General features: G+C 60.1%; 11 protein-coding genes and 1 pseudogene. 7 read left to right on the forward strand and 5 right to left on the reverse strand.

Features of this window, described 5'->3' with window-relative positions; translation table 11 throughout:
• Positions 1-163: 163 nt before the first annotated feature.
• From ACFOKJ_RS12290 to ACFOKJ_RS12305, 4 genes are all read left to right on the forward strand, one after another.
• Positions 164-445: a hypothetical protein gene (locus ACFOKJ_RS12290; protein WP_390280000.1), complete on the forward strand. Its 282-nt coding sequence runs from the start codon at positions 164-166 to the stop codon at positions 443-445.
• 380 nt (positions 446-825) lie between these two features.
• Positions 826-1,722 (forward strand): TnsA endonuclease N-terminal domain-containing protein, encoded by an 897-nt coding sequence (locus ACFOKJ_RS12295; RefSeq protein ID WP_390280002.1) that lies wholly within the window; start codon positions 826-828, stop codon positions 1,720-1,722.
• Positions 1,713-3,968, forward strand: a complete 2,256-nt coding sequence (locus tag ACFOKJ_RS12300; protein WP_390280004.1) for a hypothetical protein — start codon at positions 1,713-1,715, stop codon at positions 3,966-3,968. Before ACFOKJ_RS12295 ends, ACFOKJ_RS12300 begins: the two co-directional genes overlap by 10 nt.
• Positions 3,961-5,229: an AAA family ATPase gene (locus ACFOKJ_RS12305; RefSeq protein ID WP_390280006.1), complete on the forward strand. Its 1,269-nt coding sequence runs from the start codon at positions 3,961-3,963 to the stop codon at positions 5,227-5,229. The genes ACFOKJ_RS12300 and ACFOKJ_RS12305 overlap by 8 nt, the downstream gene beginning before the upstream one ends.
• Positions 5,230-6,104: 875 nt before the next feature.
• Here the strand turns inward: ACFOKJ_RS12305 and ACFOKJ_RS12310 are convergent.
• From ACFOKJ_RS12310 to ACFOKJ_RS12320, 3 genes and pseudogenes are all read right to left on the reverse strand, one after another.
• Positions 6,105-6,533, reverse strand: a pseudogene (locus tag ACFOKJ_RS12310) (TniQ family protein); the annotation flags it as partial.
• Positions 6,530-6,967 carry a hypothetical protein gene (locus ACFOKJ_RS12315; RefSeq protein ID WP_390280008.1) on the reverse strand — a complete coding sequence of 146 codons (438 nt, stop codon included), beginning with the start codon at positions 6,965-6,967 and terminating at the stop codon, positions 6,530-6,532. The gene ACFOKJ_RS12315 and the pseudogene ACFOKJ_RS12310, both read right to left, overlap by 4 nt.
• A gap of 20 nt (positions 6,968-6,987) precedes the next feature.
• Entirely contained in the window at positions 6,988-8,727 is a 1,740-nt protein-coding gene (locus ACFOKJ_RS12320; RefSeq protein ID WP_390280010.1) for a TniQ family protein, read from the reverse strand.
• Between the two features lie 321 nt (positions 8,728-9,048).
• Between ACFOKJ_RS12320 and ACFOKJ_RS12325 the strand changes: the two genes are divergently transcribed.
• The 3 genes from ACFOKJ_RS12325 to ACFOKJ_RS12335 all read left to right on the forward strand — a co-directional run bounded on the left by ACFOKJ_RS12325 (position 9,049) and on the right by ACFOKJ_RS12335 (position 11,848).
• Positions 9,049-9,654: a TetR/AcrR family transcriptional regulator gene (locus tag ACFOKJ_RS12325; protein WP_390280012.1), complete on the forward strand. Its 606-nt coding sequence runs from the start codon at positions 9,049-9,051 to the stop codon at positions 9,652-9,654.
• A gap of 86 nt (positions 9,655-9,740) precedes the next feature.
• On the forward strand, positions 9,741-10,841 hold the full coding sequence (nemA, locus tag ACFOKJ_RS12330; protein ID WP_390280015.1) for an N-ethylmaleimide reductase: 1,101 nt from the start codon (positions 9,741-9,743) through the stop codon (positions 10,839-10,841).
• 323 nt (positions 10,842-11,164) lie between these two features.
• Positions 11,165-11,848, forward strand: a complete 684-nt coding sequence (locus ACFOKJ_RS12335; protein WP_390280016.1) for a type 1 glutamine amidotransferase domain-containing protein — start codon at positions 11,165-11,167, stop codon at positions 11,846-11,848.
• A 331-nt stretch (positions 11,849-12,179) separates the two neighbouring features.
• Here the strand turns inward: ACFOKJ_RS12335 and ACFOKJ_RS12340 are convergent, their stop codons facing one another.
• Positions 12,180-13,325: a response regulator gene (locus ACFOKJ_RS12340; protein WP_390280018.1), complete on the reverse strand. Its 1,146-nt coding sequence runs from the start codon at positions 13,323-13,325 to the stop codon at positions 12,180-12,182.
• Positions 13,326-13,376: 51 nt separating this feature from the next.
• On the reverse strand, positions 13,377-19,097 hold the full coding sequence (locus ACFOKJ_RS12345; protein ID WP_390280021.1) for an EAL domain-containing protein: 5,721 nt from the start codon (positions 19,095-19,097) through the stop codon (positions 13,377-13,379).
• Positions 19,098-19,308 lie beyond the last annotated feature (211 nt).

The following is a 19,308-nucleotide window of genomic DNA, read 5'->3' on the forward strand; positions in this document are numbered from 1 at the left end:
ACATTACGGTGAATTAACAACTCAACCAAAGACAAACAACCTATTGATATATAAGTAAAAATATATCAAAAAGTACAGTAACAATTCGAGTGATTTTATGGGATCGCCAAGTGATAGTGACTGGGATAGGCTAAGAGCTAATTAACGTAACAGGCAGTAACCCATGTCCTTGCTGAGTGACCTGACAGCCGAACTGGAAAGTAATCTGATCGATCGCCATGGGCCCATGCTGCCCAGCCGGGTGCTGTGGAAGGTATTGGGTTACTCCTCCCCTGCAGCGTGGCGTCAGTCGATTAGCCGTCGCACGGTACCAATCGCCATATTCCAAGTAGAAGGACGTAGCGGATATTTTGCACTATCGAGGGATGTGGCGAGATGGATGGCCGCGCAGCGGATGAATGCGCCCCTCGCTGATGGCAAACAAGGAAAATCACTTGGCAAATGAACATTCCTTCATAATTTTTTCATTGCAGAAGAGAAAAAACTAATATGCCATATGATTATCAATCGCTATCGACACATGACATGCTACCAGGTGGATTGATAGGTTTGACGCTGTAGTCAAGCTAAGTCAAAAAACGATTGGCCTGTATGCGTATGACCTTGACCCTGAAAGTATCTAAATGATGTAAATCTGATGCCCCAAAAAAAAACGCACGGTCTGCAAACCGTGCGTTTTTCCAGCCGGGGGTGACCCGACTTAAGTACATTGCAAACTTAGTCTACGAGCGCGTCCGCGCATCGTCAATCCCCCGTTTCCCTTTTTTTGATCGCTGCATCGCCAGCGAGGCCCCACCTCGCCCAGGCGAAACGGAGGATAGCAACATGCGCACCACCAAGCGTTTTACTCCCACGGTTCTAGAACGGTTCCGTAAGGAGGGACGAGGCACCGGCATCTATGCCGAATACATTCCCTGGCACCGTGTTAGTCGAGGAGATCCTGCCAGCCTGGGGCGCTCGCATCTGCTCAACTGGCGAGGCCGGCAACGTGAACTGCTCAGTGATGGTGAGCTAATCATGACCCTGTTTGTCACCATGCAGCCGGGAATTCACGATCTACGCGAGCAGTTTCCGCTGTCACTCAAGACGGCGCACCATGAAATGTGCGACTACTACCCAGGCTCGATTTCACAGGGTTTTCCTGGCACACAAGATATCGCCGACCAGTTAGGTCACAAACACCCAAAGACAACTGGGAATGGCGAAGCTGCCCCTTGGGTCATGTCGACCGACCTAGTCCTCGTTTTGCAACAGCCCAACGGTCGGCTGGAGCTGCTGGCCATCGCTTACAAGACAGCGGAGGAGCTCAAAAGCCCCCGGAAAATACAACTGCTAGAGATTGAACAGGCCTACTGGCAGGTACGGAATGTTCAGTGGCTCCTGATTACGCCGAACCAGTACGACAAACGCGTCGGTTTGGCTCTACGGAGAATAGCGCCTTGGGCTCTGGACATTCCCGCTCCAGAAAATGTCATCACACTGGTAGCCAACACTGTTCAAACCCTGCCGGAACAATCACTCACATCCATCCTACGATACCTATCCAATGTCACAGGAGAGATGGAGCTTTCCCAAAGAGCACTGTGGCAAGCCGTATGTCTGGGCTATCTCCCGATCGATCTCACCCGCGGCTGGCGCCCTCACCTTCTACTCAAATGCCTGGACCAGCCCGCCTTCCTCGCACAAAACCCCATCGTGATGAGGAGGACGGCATGGACCTGATGCACAACCAAGTCATCCGAATCATTGATGGCAAAGATGCAGGGACCTACCGAGTCATTCTGGACGAGAAACGGCTCGGTAAAACCTGCGTTGTCCGACTTGATCCACCAGATGAGAGGCCCCCTAATCGCCAAGGGCGCCGCAAAGCTGAGACGACACGTCACCCTCGCAAGAAAGCCCCTCCACCGCGGATTGGCACGCTGATCTGGTTGGACCATGTAACCCTGCGCCAACTGGATAACACCAAGATGCTGCAGGCACTGGAAATCGAACAGGAATCGCTATATCTGTCATCGCCCCCCGAAAAAGATCGCGAGTTGTATGGAAAACGACTCGAGATCATGAAGGACTTCCTTGCATTTGCCACACTCCGAGAACATATCCTCGCCTATCAGAGTGTCAGCCGCTTGATCAAAGAGGCAATAGAACGGACCGGGGCCAGCCGGTCCACGGTGACAAAGTTATTCTCAGTCCTATGCCGACTCGGCTTTAGCGAGTCAAGCCTTCGACCTCGCAAGGATCGCTGTGGTGCACCTGGAGTTGCCAGACCTTGCGATCCAGGGGGGCGCAAAAAAGCCGGCGCCAAAACTACCAAGCAACGCATTGCACGAGCATATGGTGAGGATCTCCCTTCGGAACAACCAGGGATGAATACGGACTGGCGCCATCGGATCATGGCTGCCGATAAGGCAATTCCCTCGCCTAAACCGGCTATGCCTAAGCGTTGCTCGATGATTTTGGGCAGCGCTTTCATCCAACGCTATAAGCAGGTCAATGGTGAACTCGTTCCCATCGACGTAAAGCTGGGGGACTATCCTAATCGTGCGCAAATCCGCCGTGTATTAGAGGTTGATACATCGAGGCTGGAACGCTTAATGGCTCAGACCACCAAAGGGCATTTTCTGCGCAATATGCGAGGTATGACCGGTCGATCCTGGCAAGGCATTTCTGGCCCGGGGCATACCTGGGCCATCGACTCGACGGTGGGTGATGTTTATCTGCGCTCCTCGCTCAACCGAGCTTGGGTCATCGGGCGACCGATTGTTTACATCATCGTCGACGTGTGGAGCTCGGCCATAGTTGGGTTTTATGTGTGCTTGACGGGTCCCAGCTGGCACATGGCCAAAATCGCACTGTTCTGTGCGGCATCTGACCCTGCCCTGATCGCTGACCTGTGGGGCTACCAGCCAGTGCTGTCCCTCTCGCCGGCCCCGACCATGTGTTACAGCATATGGTGCGACCGTGGCGAATACCTGTCCCAAGCTGCACGGATCACCGGAGCAGAATTGATTCCCTGCTTCAGTTACACCCCACCCTACCGGCCGGACTTCAAGGGGTGCGTCGAAGTTCCACATCGAATTATTAAGGACAAGGTGTTCTCCTTCGTACCTGGCGCCATCGACATGCGGAGAAAAGAACTGGAGCTCAAACGCGTCAAAATGCAGGATGCTGTGCTGACCATTCGGGACTATACCCACCTCTTATATACCATTTTTACCGAATACAACCTGACCGCCAACCGGGAACACCGGCTCGACGCCCATATGCGAGCAACAGGTGTGTTCCCCAGCCCGGCTGGACTATGGCACTGGGGTCATGAAATGGGGATTGGTTTTCGCCGTGCCCTGCCTCAAAACCAGTTAATCTCGTCACTATTACCTCAGGCACCGGCCAGGGTAACTCGCAGTGGCGTCATGCAAAACGGACTGCTCTATGAGTCCGAGGTCATCAACGAAAAGCAATGGACTACCTATGCCCGAACCTTGGGGGGATGGGATATTGATTGCAGTTATTTCCCTGGTTCTGTGTCGCGCATCTGGACTCCGCCACCAAGGGACAATGGGCTGCTCGAATTAACGCTATCCGATCAGGCAAATGCCTCAGCTGAACTAACCTCGGACGAGGTATTGGACGCCTTTGTCTACGCGCGCACCAACCGGGCAGAACAAGAACATGTTCGCGTAATGCAGGCGCTCCGCTCTCTTGAAGAGTATCAATCGATCAAGAATCGCGCCATTGCAGCGACCCAAATGGCTCTGGACCAATACGACGGACCCGAACTTTCCGCTTCTGAAGCACGGATGCTGGAGCACCGTTATCGATTTACCCAGAAAAACCAGCCAATCAACGTGGAAGACCGTGTGAATAAGGGGGTTAAGGAACGTACTGAAGACATGGAGGAACACTTTCATATGATGCAGCAGCTCATGTCGGCCACCAATTACTCGGAGGATCATCATGGCTGAGCTATTTGACCCCTATGGCCACAACTGCCTGACCCAGAATCTGGGACCTATCCTTTCCCGTAAAGCAGCTGCTGTGGCATTAGGGTTTCTTCCGCCTGCCCCTAAAAATATTGAATCAGTCCCTAGGCACACTAGACGACATCTCCTCATGTCGCTTCGGGATTTGTACATTCCATCCCTAGATGGGCTGCGGATACAGGAGACTATCGATCTGTGCGTTCGCCAGGGGTACCGTTACCGAGATCCCAATGCCCCACTTTCATGGCAACTGATTAGTGGGGAGAGCATTCAACATAAAACGCCGCGTGCGCCGCCACAGGCGGCCGTCGTGATCGGACACTCTGGCACAGGCAAAACCGAGGCGATTCTGCGTGCATTCCATTGTTACCCAAGGCAAGTGATTACTCACGAACGTTTCCCGAATATAGCGGGACCACATCATCAAATGGTCTGGCTGACCGCTGATGTACCCGCTAACGGTAAGGCTGTCGAGCTCGCGGCCAACCTGATGATTAGTTGGGATCAGGCGATGCGACAGTGGTTACCCGAACGCCTGCCACGCTTCGAGGGTCGTTATGGCGGCTCGGCCAAAGACGGACTTCCCATGCTAAACGAATGGAGGCAGGTCGCACTTACTCATTTCCTTGGAGTATTACATCTGGATGAAGTGCAGAATTTTTTCAGCTTGGAGTCGAAAAAAACTCGACAGCAGAAAGCCAGGATCGGCGAACAGCGGGAGCTGAAAATCATCGAGGACCAATGTCTGAAGTGGTTGTTATCATTAATCAATACGTGGCAAATACCTCTCATCCTCTCAGGCACCCCTGACGGTATCAATGCGCTGACGAAACGCCTGAGTAATGCCCAGCGGTTTGCCACCTCCGGCTTCCATCACCTAAAACATTTTGAGACCCCCTCGGAGCCGGAATATCGCGAGCTATTCCTGAAAACACTGTTCCAGTACCAGTATGTGCAGACACCATTGCCACTCTCGGATGACGTCGCGGAATTGATCCATAAACACACTGCCGGTGTTCCCCGGCTCATCATCGCGCTCTGGATTGCGACCCATCGAGTGGCGTTCGAGAACACTCGCCGCGATGCACTGACCACCGATGATATTGAGCGTGCCGCCTCGACCTACCTGGCCCCCGTCAAGGATGCAGTAGAGGCGTTAAGAAGCAACGATCCCCTACGTATGGCACGGTACGAGGATCTCTTGCCCACGGACGATTTCTGGCGCGAATTTTTCTCCAGCTGAATCCCGTCAGCTTGGCAGTTTGCCCAGTCGTCATTCCCCCCTGCAGGCATTACAGGCATTGCCTGTAATGCCTGCAGTAATCCTACACTTGAACGACGCAACAAGATCTCCAGAGCAGACACCGTCACTCCGGACTTTTCAGCGGCTTCGGTCAACGAACTTCCTCCCTCCAGAAAAGCCACCATTCCATCGAATAGCTTTTGGTTCCGGCTCATCTGCTGGCTGAGATTAGGCAACCCCAGTTCATTCAGCCGCAACGTGACAATTTGCGCTGCCGTCGAGGGAAACTGCTGGGCAACGCCAGCATGGCTCCCCCTCTCTTCGATATAGAGCTCACGCAGCCGGTTCACATTCAAGACGATCTTGCTACTCTTTCCTCGATTCAACCATACCGAAACCGCCTTGGCGCTAGACAAGGCTTCGATCGCCGACTTGGTATCCGGATACAGCACAGCCGTAGCAAGCATGTAGGCGATGACCGACGAGGCACTGGTCTTTTTGCACAGCACTCCATCAATCGGGTCAAACCAATCCCCCCGATGCTTGCCGGTCAGTTCATGAAACACTTCTTGCACCCAAGCCGGGTCAAACTGACTGGTAACCAGATCGCTAAGCAGCGGCAGCTTGACTGGGCCAGCATAGGTTTGCAGACCATGCTTGTCCGCCTGCGCTTTGAGAACACATGACACATCCCGCACGTCCAGCGCATGCGGACGTGTCATCAAATAATCGGCAATCTCAATGAATCGCTGAATCGCCGGGTTCACCTGCAGAAACATCATCCACTCATTCGGTACCTGCAGACTTTCGAATAGAAATGCTGCCGGACTCACCTGAAAGGCCTTTTCATGCGTGACATAGCGCAATGGCTCCCGGTGCTGCTGACAGACAAAGTGGCCAGGGAGTTGCCAGATACGTCGCCAGTACGTCACTCCAGTGCTTGTCAGATCGGACAACACGCAATGCACACAGAAGTAGGCTCCGGGTCGGGCAATCCGCATCCCACTCGACCAGAGCATGCTTCGGCCCTGCTCACTGCCATGTTCCAAACCGGGCAGATAGGAAGTAATCCCTCGCCGGAATGGCAAGGTTGTATGCTGCTTCACGAATGTTGGGATAGGTAATTCAGCAAGACGGCTCAGCAGCATTACCAAGGGAGCATCACGGCGCGATACCCCCTTCACACCAAAACATGACGCCATGTAATCGACGAATTCTTTTTCCTTCTGAAAACCGTTCCATCGCATTGATCGGCCAAGATAACCACGATCGAGTTCATCCGGCAGCGGCTGCACATAAATCATCTGTCCTGCTCCACTCCTTGCACCTCAGGCCCCATAACACGTTCTGGCCCCAATACTCGTAAGGAACGGATCACCGTCGCCAACGCCCGGGCATGACCCGCCGTACCGTCCCACGTGTCCTTAAGAGCGGAGATCAATTCGCCACACTCTCGGACGGCTTGTTCTGTGACCCCATGATCGAATCGCTCAACGTAGAGGCACACATCTTCATACACCCTGGAGCGACGAAGCCCTTGACCTTGCAGGACGCGGCTGACCTGCGGCTGGCTGGCTCCCACTGCCTCTGCAATCTGCGTTTGAGACAGGCCATGCAGCTTCACTAGTGAGGCGGCATGCAGTGCCCTTGCTTTCATCGCGACATCAATCATTCTTAAAGAATCAATTTTTACATTTATGAATAACAGAATAATAGCTTGAGCGCTATTCCAGAACAAGCCATCCAGGGTGGCAGTACTCAGGCCTCTGTTGGTGCTGTCAGGCTAGCGAGCAAAGACTGGGACAATGGGAAGTGGCAGAGACGTCTGCCGAGTGATGAAAAACCAGGGATATGGCGACAAAAAGCGCCCCGACTATTCACAAACTTGAATGCAGGAAACAAGCGGCTACGAATCGAATACAGCAGCATCTGTGCACAGAGTGAAACATCGGCTTCCGACAAACCAACGCCAGGCGTCGTGAACTGAGCCCACACTCTCACCCGCCTCTGCAAATGTCCCAACAGCCAGGCCCTATCCTGACGAATGAGAAACCAGCAGAGCTTCTGGTCCAACAGCAGTGGCAAAGGCTTCGCTTCAAAGCATGAGGAGATATCCAGCGACGCAAAGTGCTTTCTGGCCTTTTCGACTTGGAGATTCCTACGGCCATCTTGCCAGCGTGTCAGCAGCGCTCGATCACGATGAATGGCGGCACAAATCTGCGTTCGCGGCAACTTCAGTAGTTTTGATAATTCCAAACTACTCATGCCTTTATCCAACCCTGAGCCAAGCAACAACGTCCATTCGGAAGGCTCTACCGCTACGGAGGCGCTCATGGGAATGCCGTGCAAACGGAACTGCTTCCGAAGTTGGAGTAATGAGATACCCAATATCTCAGCCATATCCGCAAGATTCCCTTGTACGGCGGCATATAAGGCCTCCAGTTCTCTCTGGAGCGGTAGTTCTTTTGGGATCACCGGCGGATCAAATTTTGCGGCATGAACCAGTCCCTGTGGCATCCGCGAGCAATGGCAATAGTCCCTCCAGAATGCCGATACATCGCCCCACAACCAATACATGACCAGCAAGTGGCGTAATGGATGTAAGGCCAAGCCTTCATCACGGAATACCTGGTAAAGGACACGGCCAGACGATTGGATCGTCTCGGGGAGGAAATGGCGTTCCGGAATAGCGGTGAGATGGTGGCAATGCGCAATATACGAACTGGCGGCATCAACCCATTGCATTTGACCAGCATCGTTAATCCAGCCATGACTAGCGGCCTGTTGATAGTACAAGGCCAGCAAGACCTCGGGCTGTATTACAAACCTCTCATGCACGACACCAGAAATGAAATGGGCTAGAGCTCTTGAAGGCTCAAGCAACTGCTCAGGCAAAGCGACAGGCCGCAGATGCGAAATGTATGCCAAAGGCAGCACCAACTCATGAGTATCGGCATTGCATGGTTCAAGAACGTGAAGCGGCACACCATGTTTTGGGCATACCCACACACCGGGCCACTGATGCACCTGATGCCAATAGCTCCACCCGGTTTGCCTGTGATCCTCCTCAATACAGTCAGGGCAAGCTTTCAGGGGGTGATGTATCCACTTGTGATACGCGAGCCAACCTAAGCGCTTGGCTAAGGATTTTCCCCACCCCAGCAAAAGATCACGTTCAGCCGACTCAAGCGCACCCCGAGAAAGGAAAGGGCGATAGAAGCTAAGCAGCGTCGTCTCCGTGAACAATGAAGTAGGCGAACCATCTACCCCAACCTGCATTGCAAAACGTGCCAAATGGTCGGGAAAAGCATGACAAATGGCCTGAGCAAAGTGCCCAAAAAGAACCAGACATGTCAGATTGGTACTAGGAAGACCCCAGAATGCATCAAGCCGGCTCACCCAACTGAAAAGTGTCTCGTCAGGCAAGCGAGTAAGAATAGGATAGGGCGAACGAGAGATCACCCGCCCCCTAGATTGCCCTAAATTTTGTAGGTGCATGATGCTGGCTTTCCGGTTGTAAAGCAGCCATTCTTCATTGGGGACCTGGATAACGGCACTGGCCGGACTCCAGCCATCCCTATCTCTCAGTCATGGGCGGCAGCCATCAGCTGGCTATCACATGCGAATTTCAAATGACATAAAAATCACGAACAACCTCAAAGCCTTGTCTGGCAAGGCTTTGAGGTTGTTTTCGACTTTAATGTTTTGTTTTCGACTTTATTAAACTGTTTGCGACTTTAATTGGCAGGAACAAATCTGTTCTGCCAACCGCTGTTCGCCCCACTAGACCGACCGGTCTAATCGTACTATAGTGCCGGCATGACACGAGACCGGCAGCAACCCGACACCCGCGAACACATCCTGGCCACCGGCGAGGAATTGATTCATGGCCGCAGCTTTACCGCGCTGGGGCTTACCGAACTGTTGTCGGAGGCCGGCGTACCCAAGGGCTCGTTCTATCACTACTTCAAGTCCAAGGAGGACTTCGGGGTGGCGATGCTGATGCGCTACTTCAGCGGCTACCGCGAGCGGGTGGGCAGCCTGCTCACCGACGAACAGGTGGGCAATGGCCGTGAGCGGCTGCTGGCCTACTTCCAGCAATGGCTGGACAACCATGCCCGCTGCGAGGCGCAGAGTTGCCTGGCGGTGAAGCTGGCGGCGGAGGTGTCAGACCTGTCCGAGCCGATGCGGGTGGCGCTGGACGAAGGCATGCTGGCCATCGTGCAAAGGTTGGCCGCATGCATCCGCGCCGGCCAGGCCGATGGCTCGATCAAGCCGCAGCTGCCGCCGGACGATACCGCCTATGCACTGTACAGCCTGTGGCTGGGTGCGGCGTTGATGTACAAGACCCAGCACAGCCTGCAACCGCTGCAGGCGGCAATGATTCATACCCAGGGCCTGCTGCAGCCATGTAACGCAGCCTAGCACCGCGACCGTTTGCCAGGGCAGACGGTTTTTTTGGCAACAAAACTAGACGACCGGTCTAATCATTACCCAGCAGAGGATTACTCATGCAAGCCGACAAACTGCTTACCCCGCTGCGCCTTGGCGCCATTACCCTGAACAACCGCGTGCTGATGGCACCGCTGACCCGCCTGCGCAATACCGAGCCGGGCGACGAGCCCACCGCGCTGGCCACCGAGTACTACCGCCAGCGCGCCGGTGCCGGTCTGATCATCAACGAAGGCACCCACATCTCCCCCACCGCCAAGGGCTATGCCGGCGCGCCTGGCATCTACAGCGAGGAGCAGGTACGCGCCTGGCGCGAGGTAACCGACGCGGTGCATGCCGAAGGCGGCAAGATCGCCATCCAGCTGTGGCACACCGGCCGCATCTCGCACACCAGCCTGCAGCCGAACGGCGATGCCCCGCTGGCGCCGTCCGCCATCAAGGCCGACAGCAACACCAATATCCGTGACGAAAACGGCCAGCTGGTGCGTGCTCCCACCTCCACCCCGCGTGCGCTGGAAACCGCCGAGATCGCCGACCTGATCGAAGACTACCGCCGCGCCACCGACAACGCGCGCCGCGCCGGCTTCGACCTGGTAGAAATCCACGGTGCCCACGGCTACCTGCTGGACCAGTTCCTGTCACCTGCGGCCAACCAGCGCACTGACCAGTACGGCGGCAGCGTGCAGAACCGCGCCCGCATCGTGCTGGAAGTGCTGGATGCAGTGATTGCCGAATGGGACGCCGCGCACGTGGGTATCCGCCTGTCGCCGCTGGGCGTGTTCAACGGCCTGTCCGAGACCGACCAGCAGGAAATGGCGCTGTACCTGATCGGCGAAATCGCCAAGCGCAACATCGCCTTCCTGCACCTGTCCGAGCCGGACTGGGCCGGCGGCCCGAAATGGCCGGATGAATTCCGCAAGGCCGTGCGCGCCGTCTACCCGCACCCCATCGTGGCCGCTGGCGGCTACACCGTGGACAAGGCGGAACAGCTGATTGGCGCCGGGCTGATCGACGCGGTGGCCTTCGGCCGCCCGTTCATCGCCAACCCGGACCTGCCGGCGCGCTTCGCCCGTGGCGCCGAGCTGAACCAGCCGCAGCCGGAAACCTTCTACGGCGGCGGTGCCGCAGGCTACACCGACTACCCGGCACTGGCGGAGTAAGCGTGTAAAAGTTGGCCGCATGCGGCCTGCCTGCTTGCCCCATGTAAATGCCGTTCACTGTTGCCAGTGAACGGCATTTTATTTGTACCACCTGGCCCTCCCTGACCCGTAGGGCGGATGCCAAGGAAACGGGTAGCCCGGATAAGCCAACGGCGCATCCGGGGTCCAAAAGCGTGGGCGCGGCCCCATCCCCGGATGCGCCGTTGGCTTATCCGGGCTACGGNCAGCGGCCCCACAGGCCGGCTCCGTCTGCACTATGCTGCTGATACCGGCCACACGGGCTTGGCCGCAAGCAACCTGGCAATCACCCGCGAGGAGACACCATGAAGCACGTGCTGTTCGTACTGACCAGCCACGACCAGCTGGGCGATACCGGCCACAAGACCGGCTTCTGGGTGGAGGAGTTCGCCGCCCCCTACTACCTGCTGGCCGATGCCGGCGTGCAGATCACTCTGGCCTCGCCCAAGGGCGGGCATCCGCCGATCGACCCGAAAAGCGCGGACCCGGCCTTCAGCACGCCCGCCACCGAGCGTTTCAATGCCGACGCCGCCTTGCAGGCCAAGCTGACCCAAACACTGCCGCTGGCCGGCATCAACGCCCGGGATTTCGATGCCGTGTTCTACCCCGGCGGCCACGGCCCGTTGTGGGACCTGAGCAATGATGCCTATTCGCTGGCGCTGATTGCCGCCACCATCGCCGACGGCAAGCCGCTGGCGGCGGTATGTCACGCGCCGGCGGTACTGCTGCGCGCCCGCGTTGCCGATGGCAGCCCGCTGCTGGCCGGCAAGCGTGTTACCGGCTTCAGCAACAGCGAGGAGGAGGCGGTGGGCCTGATCACGGTAGTACCGCTGCTGCTGGAAGACAGCCTGAAGGAAAAAGGCGCCGTTTACAGCAAAGGCCCGGATTGGGGCGAATACGTGGTGGAAGACGGCCTGCTGATCACCGGCCAGAACCCGGCCTCGTCGGAAGGCGTGGCGCGGGCGCTGCTGGGGCGGCTGCAGGCATGACCCGGTAGCCCGGATAAGCGCAGCGCATCCGGGAAAGTGGGCAAAACGCCCCGGATGCGCCGGCGGCTTATCCGGGCTACGGGCGGCCAGAACCCGGCCTCGTCGGAAGGCATGGCTCGTGCGCTGCTGGGGCGGCAGCAGGCATGCCCCGGTAGCCCGGATAAGCGCAGCGCATCCGGGAAAGTGGGCAAAACGCCCCGGATGCGCCGGCGGCTTATCCGGGCTACGGGCTACATGCTGTAGGGCGGATGCCCAGGGGGCGATCCGCCATGCAACGTTGGCCGCAAACTGGCGGATCGCCCCCGCTGGGCATCCGCCCTACTGCCCAACCCTACCTCCCGCCGCCGTGTATCGCCTGCTGCAGGCCGTGCACCGCCGCGCTGAGCTGGTCCTGGTAGCCGGCCTCGGCCTGCTGGCTGCCGTACACATCCTCCAGCCCTTCCCGCACCAGATCCAGCAAGGCTTCTTCCTGGCGTTCGGTCAACCCCAGCCCCACCAGCGACTGTTCCAGCCGCATCAGCACGCTGTTGAGCACGGTCAGTGCGTCGGCGCGGCCCTGGCGCTGCTTGTGGTCGATATCCGCCAGCACCTGGGTAAGGGTTTCGATGGTGCCGCTGATGGCGTCGCCACGCCGGCTGGCCAGCCGGGCGCTGTTGATCGCGGCCAGTCGTGCCTCGGCAGCCTCCAGCAGCATGGCCAGGTGATCACGCAGCCGGCCGCAGCGGTCCGGATCGTCCAGCGGCATGTTCACCACCACCAGGCGTGCGTGCGGGTAGCTGATCGACAGCCGGCTCTTGTACTGGGTGATGCGGTCCATGCCGGCCATGTGGCGCAGCACCGAGATTTCCAGCTCGCTGGCCGGGCCGCGATTGTTGAGCGCAATGCTGGCCTCGTCCGACAGCAGCAGCTCCACCGGGCCATCCACGCCGAACAGCGCCAGTGATTCCTGCAATGCCTGCGCCAGCTCGCGCGGCTCGCTGCACTGGTTGAAACGCTTCATCACCTCCAGCAGCAGGCCGGTTTCGCTCATGCTGGTCATGGCGGTCATGGCGGTGCTGGTGGCGTACTGTGCCTGCGATTTGAGCTGGTGGCGCTCCTGCTGCAATGCCAGCACCCGGTCGATCTTGGCCTGCAGGATGCGCGGGCTCACCGGCTTGGTGACAAAATCCTCGCCGCCCACCTCGAAGCCGCGCAGGCGGTCCTCGATGCCATCCAGTGCCGACAGGAACAGTACCGGCGTGTCGCTGATGTCCCAGTCGTCCTTCACCTCGCGGCACAGCGCATAGCCATCCATGTCCGGCATCTGCACGTCCACCAGCATCAGCGCCGGCTGCTGCTGCCGCGCCAGCTCCAGCCCGGCGCCAGCGCTATCGGCGCACAGCACCCGGTAATGTTCGCCCAGGCTGTCGGCAATGAATTCCTGCATGAAAAGATCGTCGTCCACCACCAGCAATGTTGCCCGCTCTGTTTCATCCATGATGCGTTCCCCTTGTTGACGCTGGCCGCCTGCCTGCGCGGCGGCTTGCTGTTAGCTGCCACTATCTACCAGTTGTTCGTGCTGCAATTGCCAGTCGTGCAGCCAGCGCACGAATTCGCCCGCCGGCATCGGCCGGGCGATGAAATAGCCCTGTACCACCTGGCAGCCGGCGGCCACCACCAGGTCCAGGTCTTCCTGGGTTTCCACCCCTTCGGCCACCAGCTTGAGTGCAAAGCGCCGCCCCAGGCTGACGCTTTCTTCCAGGATGGTGCGCGCCCACGGGTCGCGGCTGGCGCCGGTAACGAAGGCGCGGTCGATCTTCAGCTCGGTGAACGGGGTGCGCATCAGGTGTTCCATGGTGGAGAAGCCGGTACCGAAGTCGTCGATGGACAGGCCAAAGCCCTTGATGCGCAGCCGGGTGAGGATGTCCAGGCACATCACGTGGTCTCGCCCCAGCCGGGTTTCGGTGATTTCCAGCATGATGTCGCCCGGCGCCACGCCATGCTGGCGTGCCAGCTCGGCAAACTGTTCCGGCAGGTCCAGCCGCGACAGGTTGTCCATCGAGACATTCACCGCCAGTTGCAGGTCCATGCCCTGTTGCTGCCACTGTTGCTGCTGCTGCATCGCCAGCTGCAGCACGATGAAGGTCATGTCGTCGATCAGCCCCAGCGACTCCATCATCGGCACGAACAGGCCCGGCCCCAGCAACCCCAGTTGCGGGTGATGCCAGCGTGCCAGGCATTCGGCGCCGCGCACCTGCCAGCTGACGGTATCCACCTTGGGCTGGAAATACAGTTCGATGGCGCCGTGCAACAGGCCGCGGCGCAGCTCGGCCTCATCCAGCTGCGGCTCGTTCATGCTGTGGCTGGGCCGCACGGCATGGCGGCCGGCTTGTTGCTGCCGCAGCAGGCTGCGCAGCGCATCGCGGCTCACCGGCTTGGCCAGCGCGCCCTGAAAATCCAGCCCGAATGAACGCGCCAGCCGCTCGGTGGCTTTCAGCACATGGCTGTCCATACCGGACAAGATCACCACCCGCCCCGGGTAGTGCAGTTCGCCCAGCAAGCGCAGGAAGGCGATGCCATCCATGTCCGGCATCTGCAGGTCGACAAACAGCCAGCCCGGCGCGGCCTGGCCGTCCATGGCCGCCAGTGCCGCACGTGCGCTGGCGCAGGTCACCACTTCGCCGGCCTGCAGTTCCTGCAGCTGCTGCTGCAGGTATTCCAGGGTGAAGGCGTCGTCATCCACCAGCATCAGCCGGTCACCCCCGGGCAATATCACGGCGGACTCGGCAAGCTCGACAGGCTCGGCGGTGGCAGGCGCCGTAGCCGTGCTCAGCAATTGGCGCTGTTGCAGCTGCGCCAGGGTGGCGGCAAAGCATTGCTGCACCTGCGCCAGGCCGTTGTCCATATCGGCGGTGCCGCGCTGCTGCGGCCATTTTTCCAGCTCGGCCAGCGCCTCGCCCAGCGCCATGGCGCCCACGGTGCGCGCCACGGATTTCAGCCGGTGGCTCTCGCGTGCCACGCCATCGCCATCACGCTGCGCCACCTGTTGCTGCAATGCGGCCAACCCCTCTTGCAGCCAGCTGGCGAACTTGTCGCAATAGCGCTGCTGTTTGTCCAGATCACTGCCCAGCATGCTGCACAGCACTTCGGTATCCAGCAGCGGTGCTTCCTCGGCGGCCGGCATTGGCTCGGCAGCCGGCTCGGCCTGCGCTGGCGGCGGGCTGGCAGAGGCCGCCTCGCTACTGGCGGGATGGCTGTCGTCCAGCCAGTAGGCCAGGGTGTGGTACAGCTTGTCCGGCTGTATCGGTTTGCCGACAAAGTCATTCATGCCGGCATGCAGGCAACGCTGCCTGTCCTCGGTGCTGACATTGGCGGTCATGGCAATGATGGGCACCGCATCCAGCCGTGGCTCGCGGCGCAGCAGGCGACTGGCCTCCACCCCGTCCAGCTCCGGCATCTGCATGTCCATCAGGATCACGTCAAACGCTTGGCGCTGCGCCTGCTGCAGCGCCTGCCTGCCATCGGCGGCAATGCTCACCTGCATGCCCACCGCCTGCAGCAACTCGCTGGCAACCTGCTGGTTGAAAGGGTGGTCCTCGGCCAGCAGCACCCGCTTGCCGGCCAGCTGGCGGCGGTAGTTCTGCGCCGGGCGCGGTGCCACTGGCGGCGGCGGCGCGTGATTGATGGCCGGCAACAGCAGGCTGAAGCGGAACTCGCTGCCCTGCCCCGGCCGGCTGTGCACTTGCAGGCTGCCGCCCATCAGCTGCAGCAGCTGGTAGCTGATGGCCAGCCCCAGGCCGGTACCGCCGTACTTGCGGGTGGTGGAACCGTCGGCCTGCTCGAAGCTCTGGAACAGCCGCGCCTGCGCCTCTTCGCTGATGCCGATGCCGCTGTCGCACACGCTGAAACCAACCCGTTCGCCTGGCTGCATGCTCACCAGCAGGCTTACCGTGCCACGGTCGGTGAACTTGATGGCATTGCTCAAGAGGTTCAGCAGCACCTGCCGCAGCCGCAGCACATCGCCGTGCAGATAGCGCGCCACCTGCGGCTGCAGCACGATCTCCAGTTGCAGCCCTTTTTCCGCCGCGCGCTGCGCCAGCAAGGCACGCAACTCTTCGAGCAGGGTCTTGATGTCGAAGTCGGTGTTATCCAGTGCCAGCTTGCCGGCCTCGATCTTGGAAAAGTCCAGGATGTCGTTGATCAGCCCCAGCAGGTGCTGGCCGGAAATGGCAATCTTGCTCAGGTAGTCGCGCTGCTTGTCGTCCAGCCGGGTCTGCAATGCCAGGTGGGCCATGCCCAGCACGCTGTTGAGCGGGGTGCGTATCTCGTGGCTCATATTGGCCAGGAAGCTGCTCTTGGCACGGTTGGCGCTTTCCGCCTGTTCGCGCGCCGCCTCCAGTTCGCGGGTGCGTTCCTGCACCCGGTATTCCAGTGTGGTGGCCAGCTGCAGCAGTTCTTCCTCTGCCGCCTTGCGCTCGGTGATGTCGCGCACCATCGCGGTGTAGATCGGCTCGCCACCATTGTCGGCGTAGGAAATCGACACTTCCACCGGGAACTGGCTGCCATCGGCGCGCCGCCCCAGCAGCGGGCGGGCGCTGCGGCTGGCCATGCCGCCGCTACGCTGCGCCTCGTCAGCGAATTCCAGCATCAGGTCGCGATGCCGCCCCGCCTTGCCACTGGGTAACAGGCAGTCCAGCGGCTGGCCTATCATGTTGGCCGCACTCACCCCGAACATGCGCTCCGCCGCCGGGTTGAATACCACGATGTTGAGCGCGGCATCGGTTGTGATGATGCCGTCCATGGCGGTGTCGATCATGGTGGACAAGCGCAGCTGGTTGGCCTGCAGCGCCAGCTCGGTGGCCTTGCTGTGGCTGATGTCGGTAAAGGTGCCGATCATGCGCAGCGGCTCGCCATCGGCATTACGGCTGATCACCATGCCGCGGCCCAGCACCCACAGGTAGCTGCCATCCCGATGTTGCAGGCGGTGCTCGGTGACAAAGGTACCGCCATCTGCCTGCAAGGCGGTAGCCAGCCGGCTTTCCACCTTGTCGCGGTCGTCCGGGTGCACCCGCTCGCGCCAGTCGGCCTCGGCGGTGGACAGCTCGTTTTCGGCATAGCCCAGCATCTGCGCCAGCAGCGCGGAGCCCACCACCCGCTGGCTGCAGATATCCCAGTCCCACACGCCGTGACCGGCGCCATCGATGGCGAATTTCCAGCGCGCCTCGGCCTGATGCAGCGCCTCGCTGGCCTGGCGGAAGGCATGGCGGTTACGGCTGGCGCTGATCACCTGGCCATAGGTCAGCAACAGCGGCTGCAGCAGTGCCAGCAGCTGTTCGTCGTAACCCCCCTGGCGATTGGCCAACCCTACCAGCCCCACCATGTCGTCGCCATGCATCACCGGCACCGCCATGAAGCAGTCCAGCGGCGGATGGCCGTGCGGGCAGCCACCGGCACGCGCGTCCTGCGTCGGCTGGTTGGTTATCAGCGGCTGACGGGTACGCACGACATGGCCAAGCAGGGTATCCAGCCGGTGAAACTCCAGCCCGCCGCTTGACAGCGTGGCATAGGCGGCGCGCGAGGCGTCGTCCCAGCTGATGTCGGTGAGCGCGTGCAGGCGCAGGAATGGCTGACCGTCCCCATCGGCAAGCACCTCGCCCACCAGGCCATAGCTGCTGCCGGTAAGCTGCTGCAGCTGGGCCAGAATGGTTTCGTAGGTGTGCTGCTCGTCGTGATGCTCGATGTAGTCGCCCTGGATGCGCGCCACCGCCGTCAGCTCGGCACTGGACAGCGCCAGCTGCTGCTGCGCCAGGCGGCTGCTGGTGATGTCCTGCTGCGACAGCAGCCACACCATGCCGTCACGCGGGTGGCGGAACAGTGACACCCCGCTGCGCGCCCAGAATTCGCTGCCATCCAGCCGGTAGCAGGGGCACTCGTCCAGCCAGTGGGCATGCTGCTGCAAGGCGGGCAGCAGCGCCGGCGGCAGGCTCTGGCCATCGCTGGACAGCAGCCGCGCCAGCGGCAGGCCGAGCATGCTGCCCTGCGGGTAGCCATACATGGCCTGCAGGCGCGGGTTGGCGTACAGGATGCGCTGCTCGGCGGCATCCACCAAGCACACGCCCTCCAGCATGCAGTCCAGTATCTGTGCATGCAGCCGCAGGTCGGCTTCCAGGCTGGATACCCGCCGCTGCAGGGCCTGCTGGCTGTGCCAGCGGGCACGGGCGCGGATGATGCGGCCTTCGGCATCGCGCACCGCGCTGATATCCAGCACCACCGGCAGCAGCTCGCCATCGCTGGCCAGCGCCTCCAGCACCACCCCGCCAACGTCTTCTCCGGCCAGTAGCTGCGGCAGGATCACCTGCTGCAGCTGGCGGCAGCTGGACGGGGTGTGCAATTCGAAGATGCTGCGGCCAACGATGCGCTCGCGCGGGTAGCCCAGCGCCTCCTGCAGGGTGCGGTTGCAGTTGAGCACCAGGCCGCTGTACGGGTCCAGCGACAGCAATAGCTCCGGCAGCTGGTCGTAGCTTTCCTGCAGGCTGAGTGCCGGCCCGCCCTCGCCCTGCTGCGGCTGGCGGTGGCTGATATCGGCCAGAAACCCCTGCACGTACAGCAGCTTGCCATCGGCGTCATATACGCCGTGGCAACTGTCGGCCACCCAGCGCACGCTGCCATCGGCGGCTACCAGCCGGTAGCTGAGCTGGCACGGTTGCTGGCCATGCAGCAGTTGCTGCCACTGTTGCTGCACCCGCGCCGCATCGGCCGCGTGCACCAGCCGCGCCAGCCCGAACGCCGGGCGCCCCAGCAGGCTGGCGGCCGGCAGCCCGGTAATGCTCTGCACGCCGCCACTGCAATAGCTGAGGGTGCGCGCGGTATCCGGCTGGCAGCGATACACCATATAGGGCAGCGCGGCGGCCTCTTGCGTGGTAGCTGCCATGGCGGGCAGCAGACCCGGCAGCAGGCAGCCCACGCCCTGGCTTACCTGCAGCAGGGCTGGCAGCTCGCCGCCAGGCAATTGCAAGCGGCAGGCGTATTGCAGCGTGTCGTGCTGCGCCTCGGCCAGCTGCCATGCGGCCAACAGCAGGGCCTGTTCGTCGGGAGCGATGCGGCACAGCCAGCCCATGCCAAGCGCCTCGCCGGCCGGCAAGGCCAGCAGCCGGCAGCATGCCGCGTTCACATGGCTCAGCCGGCCGGGCAGTTCGGCGCGAAAGGCGGCCAGCGGCAGGGTGTCCAGTGCGGTGGCGTCCAGTGGCACGCGAGTTCTGGCTTTGCTCATGCGGCAGCGCATCCTCTGCATGGAATCACTGATGGCAGCCAGTGGCTGGCTACGGGGGAATGCAAGCCTGATGCATACGCTTCTGGCATGCTTTCCTACTCTAGGTGAATATTTTTCGATAAACCAGTAGCAATAAGTAACGCCAGGCCGCAGGCGCCCTGTGGTGCAGGTATGTACTATTAACGCAACACATGACGCCATAATGAAGCTG

Source organism: Vogesella amnigena, assembly GCF_042648905.1.
Taxonomy (GTDB): Bacteria; Pseudomonadota; Gammaproteobacteria; order Burkholderiales; family Chromobacteriaceae; genus Vogesella; species Vogesella amnigena.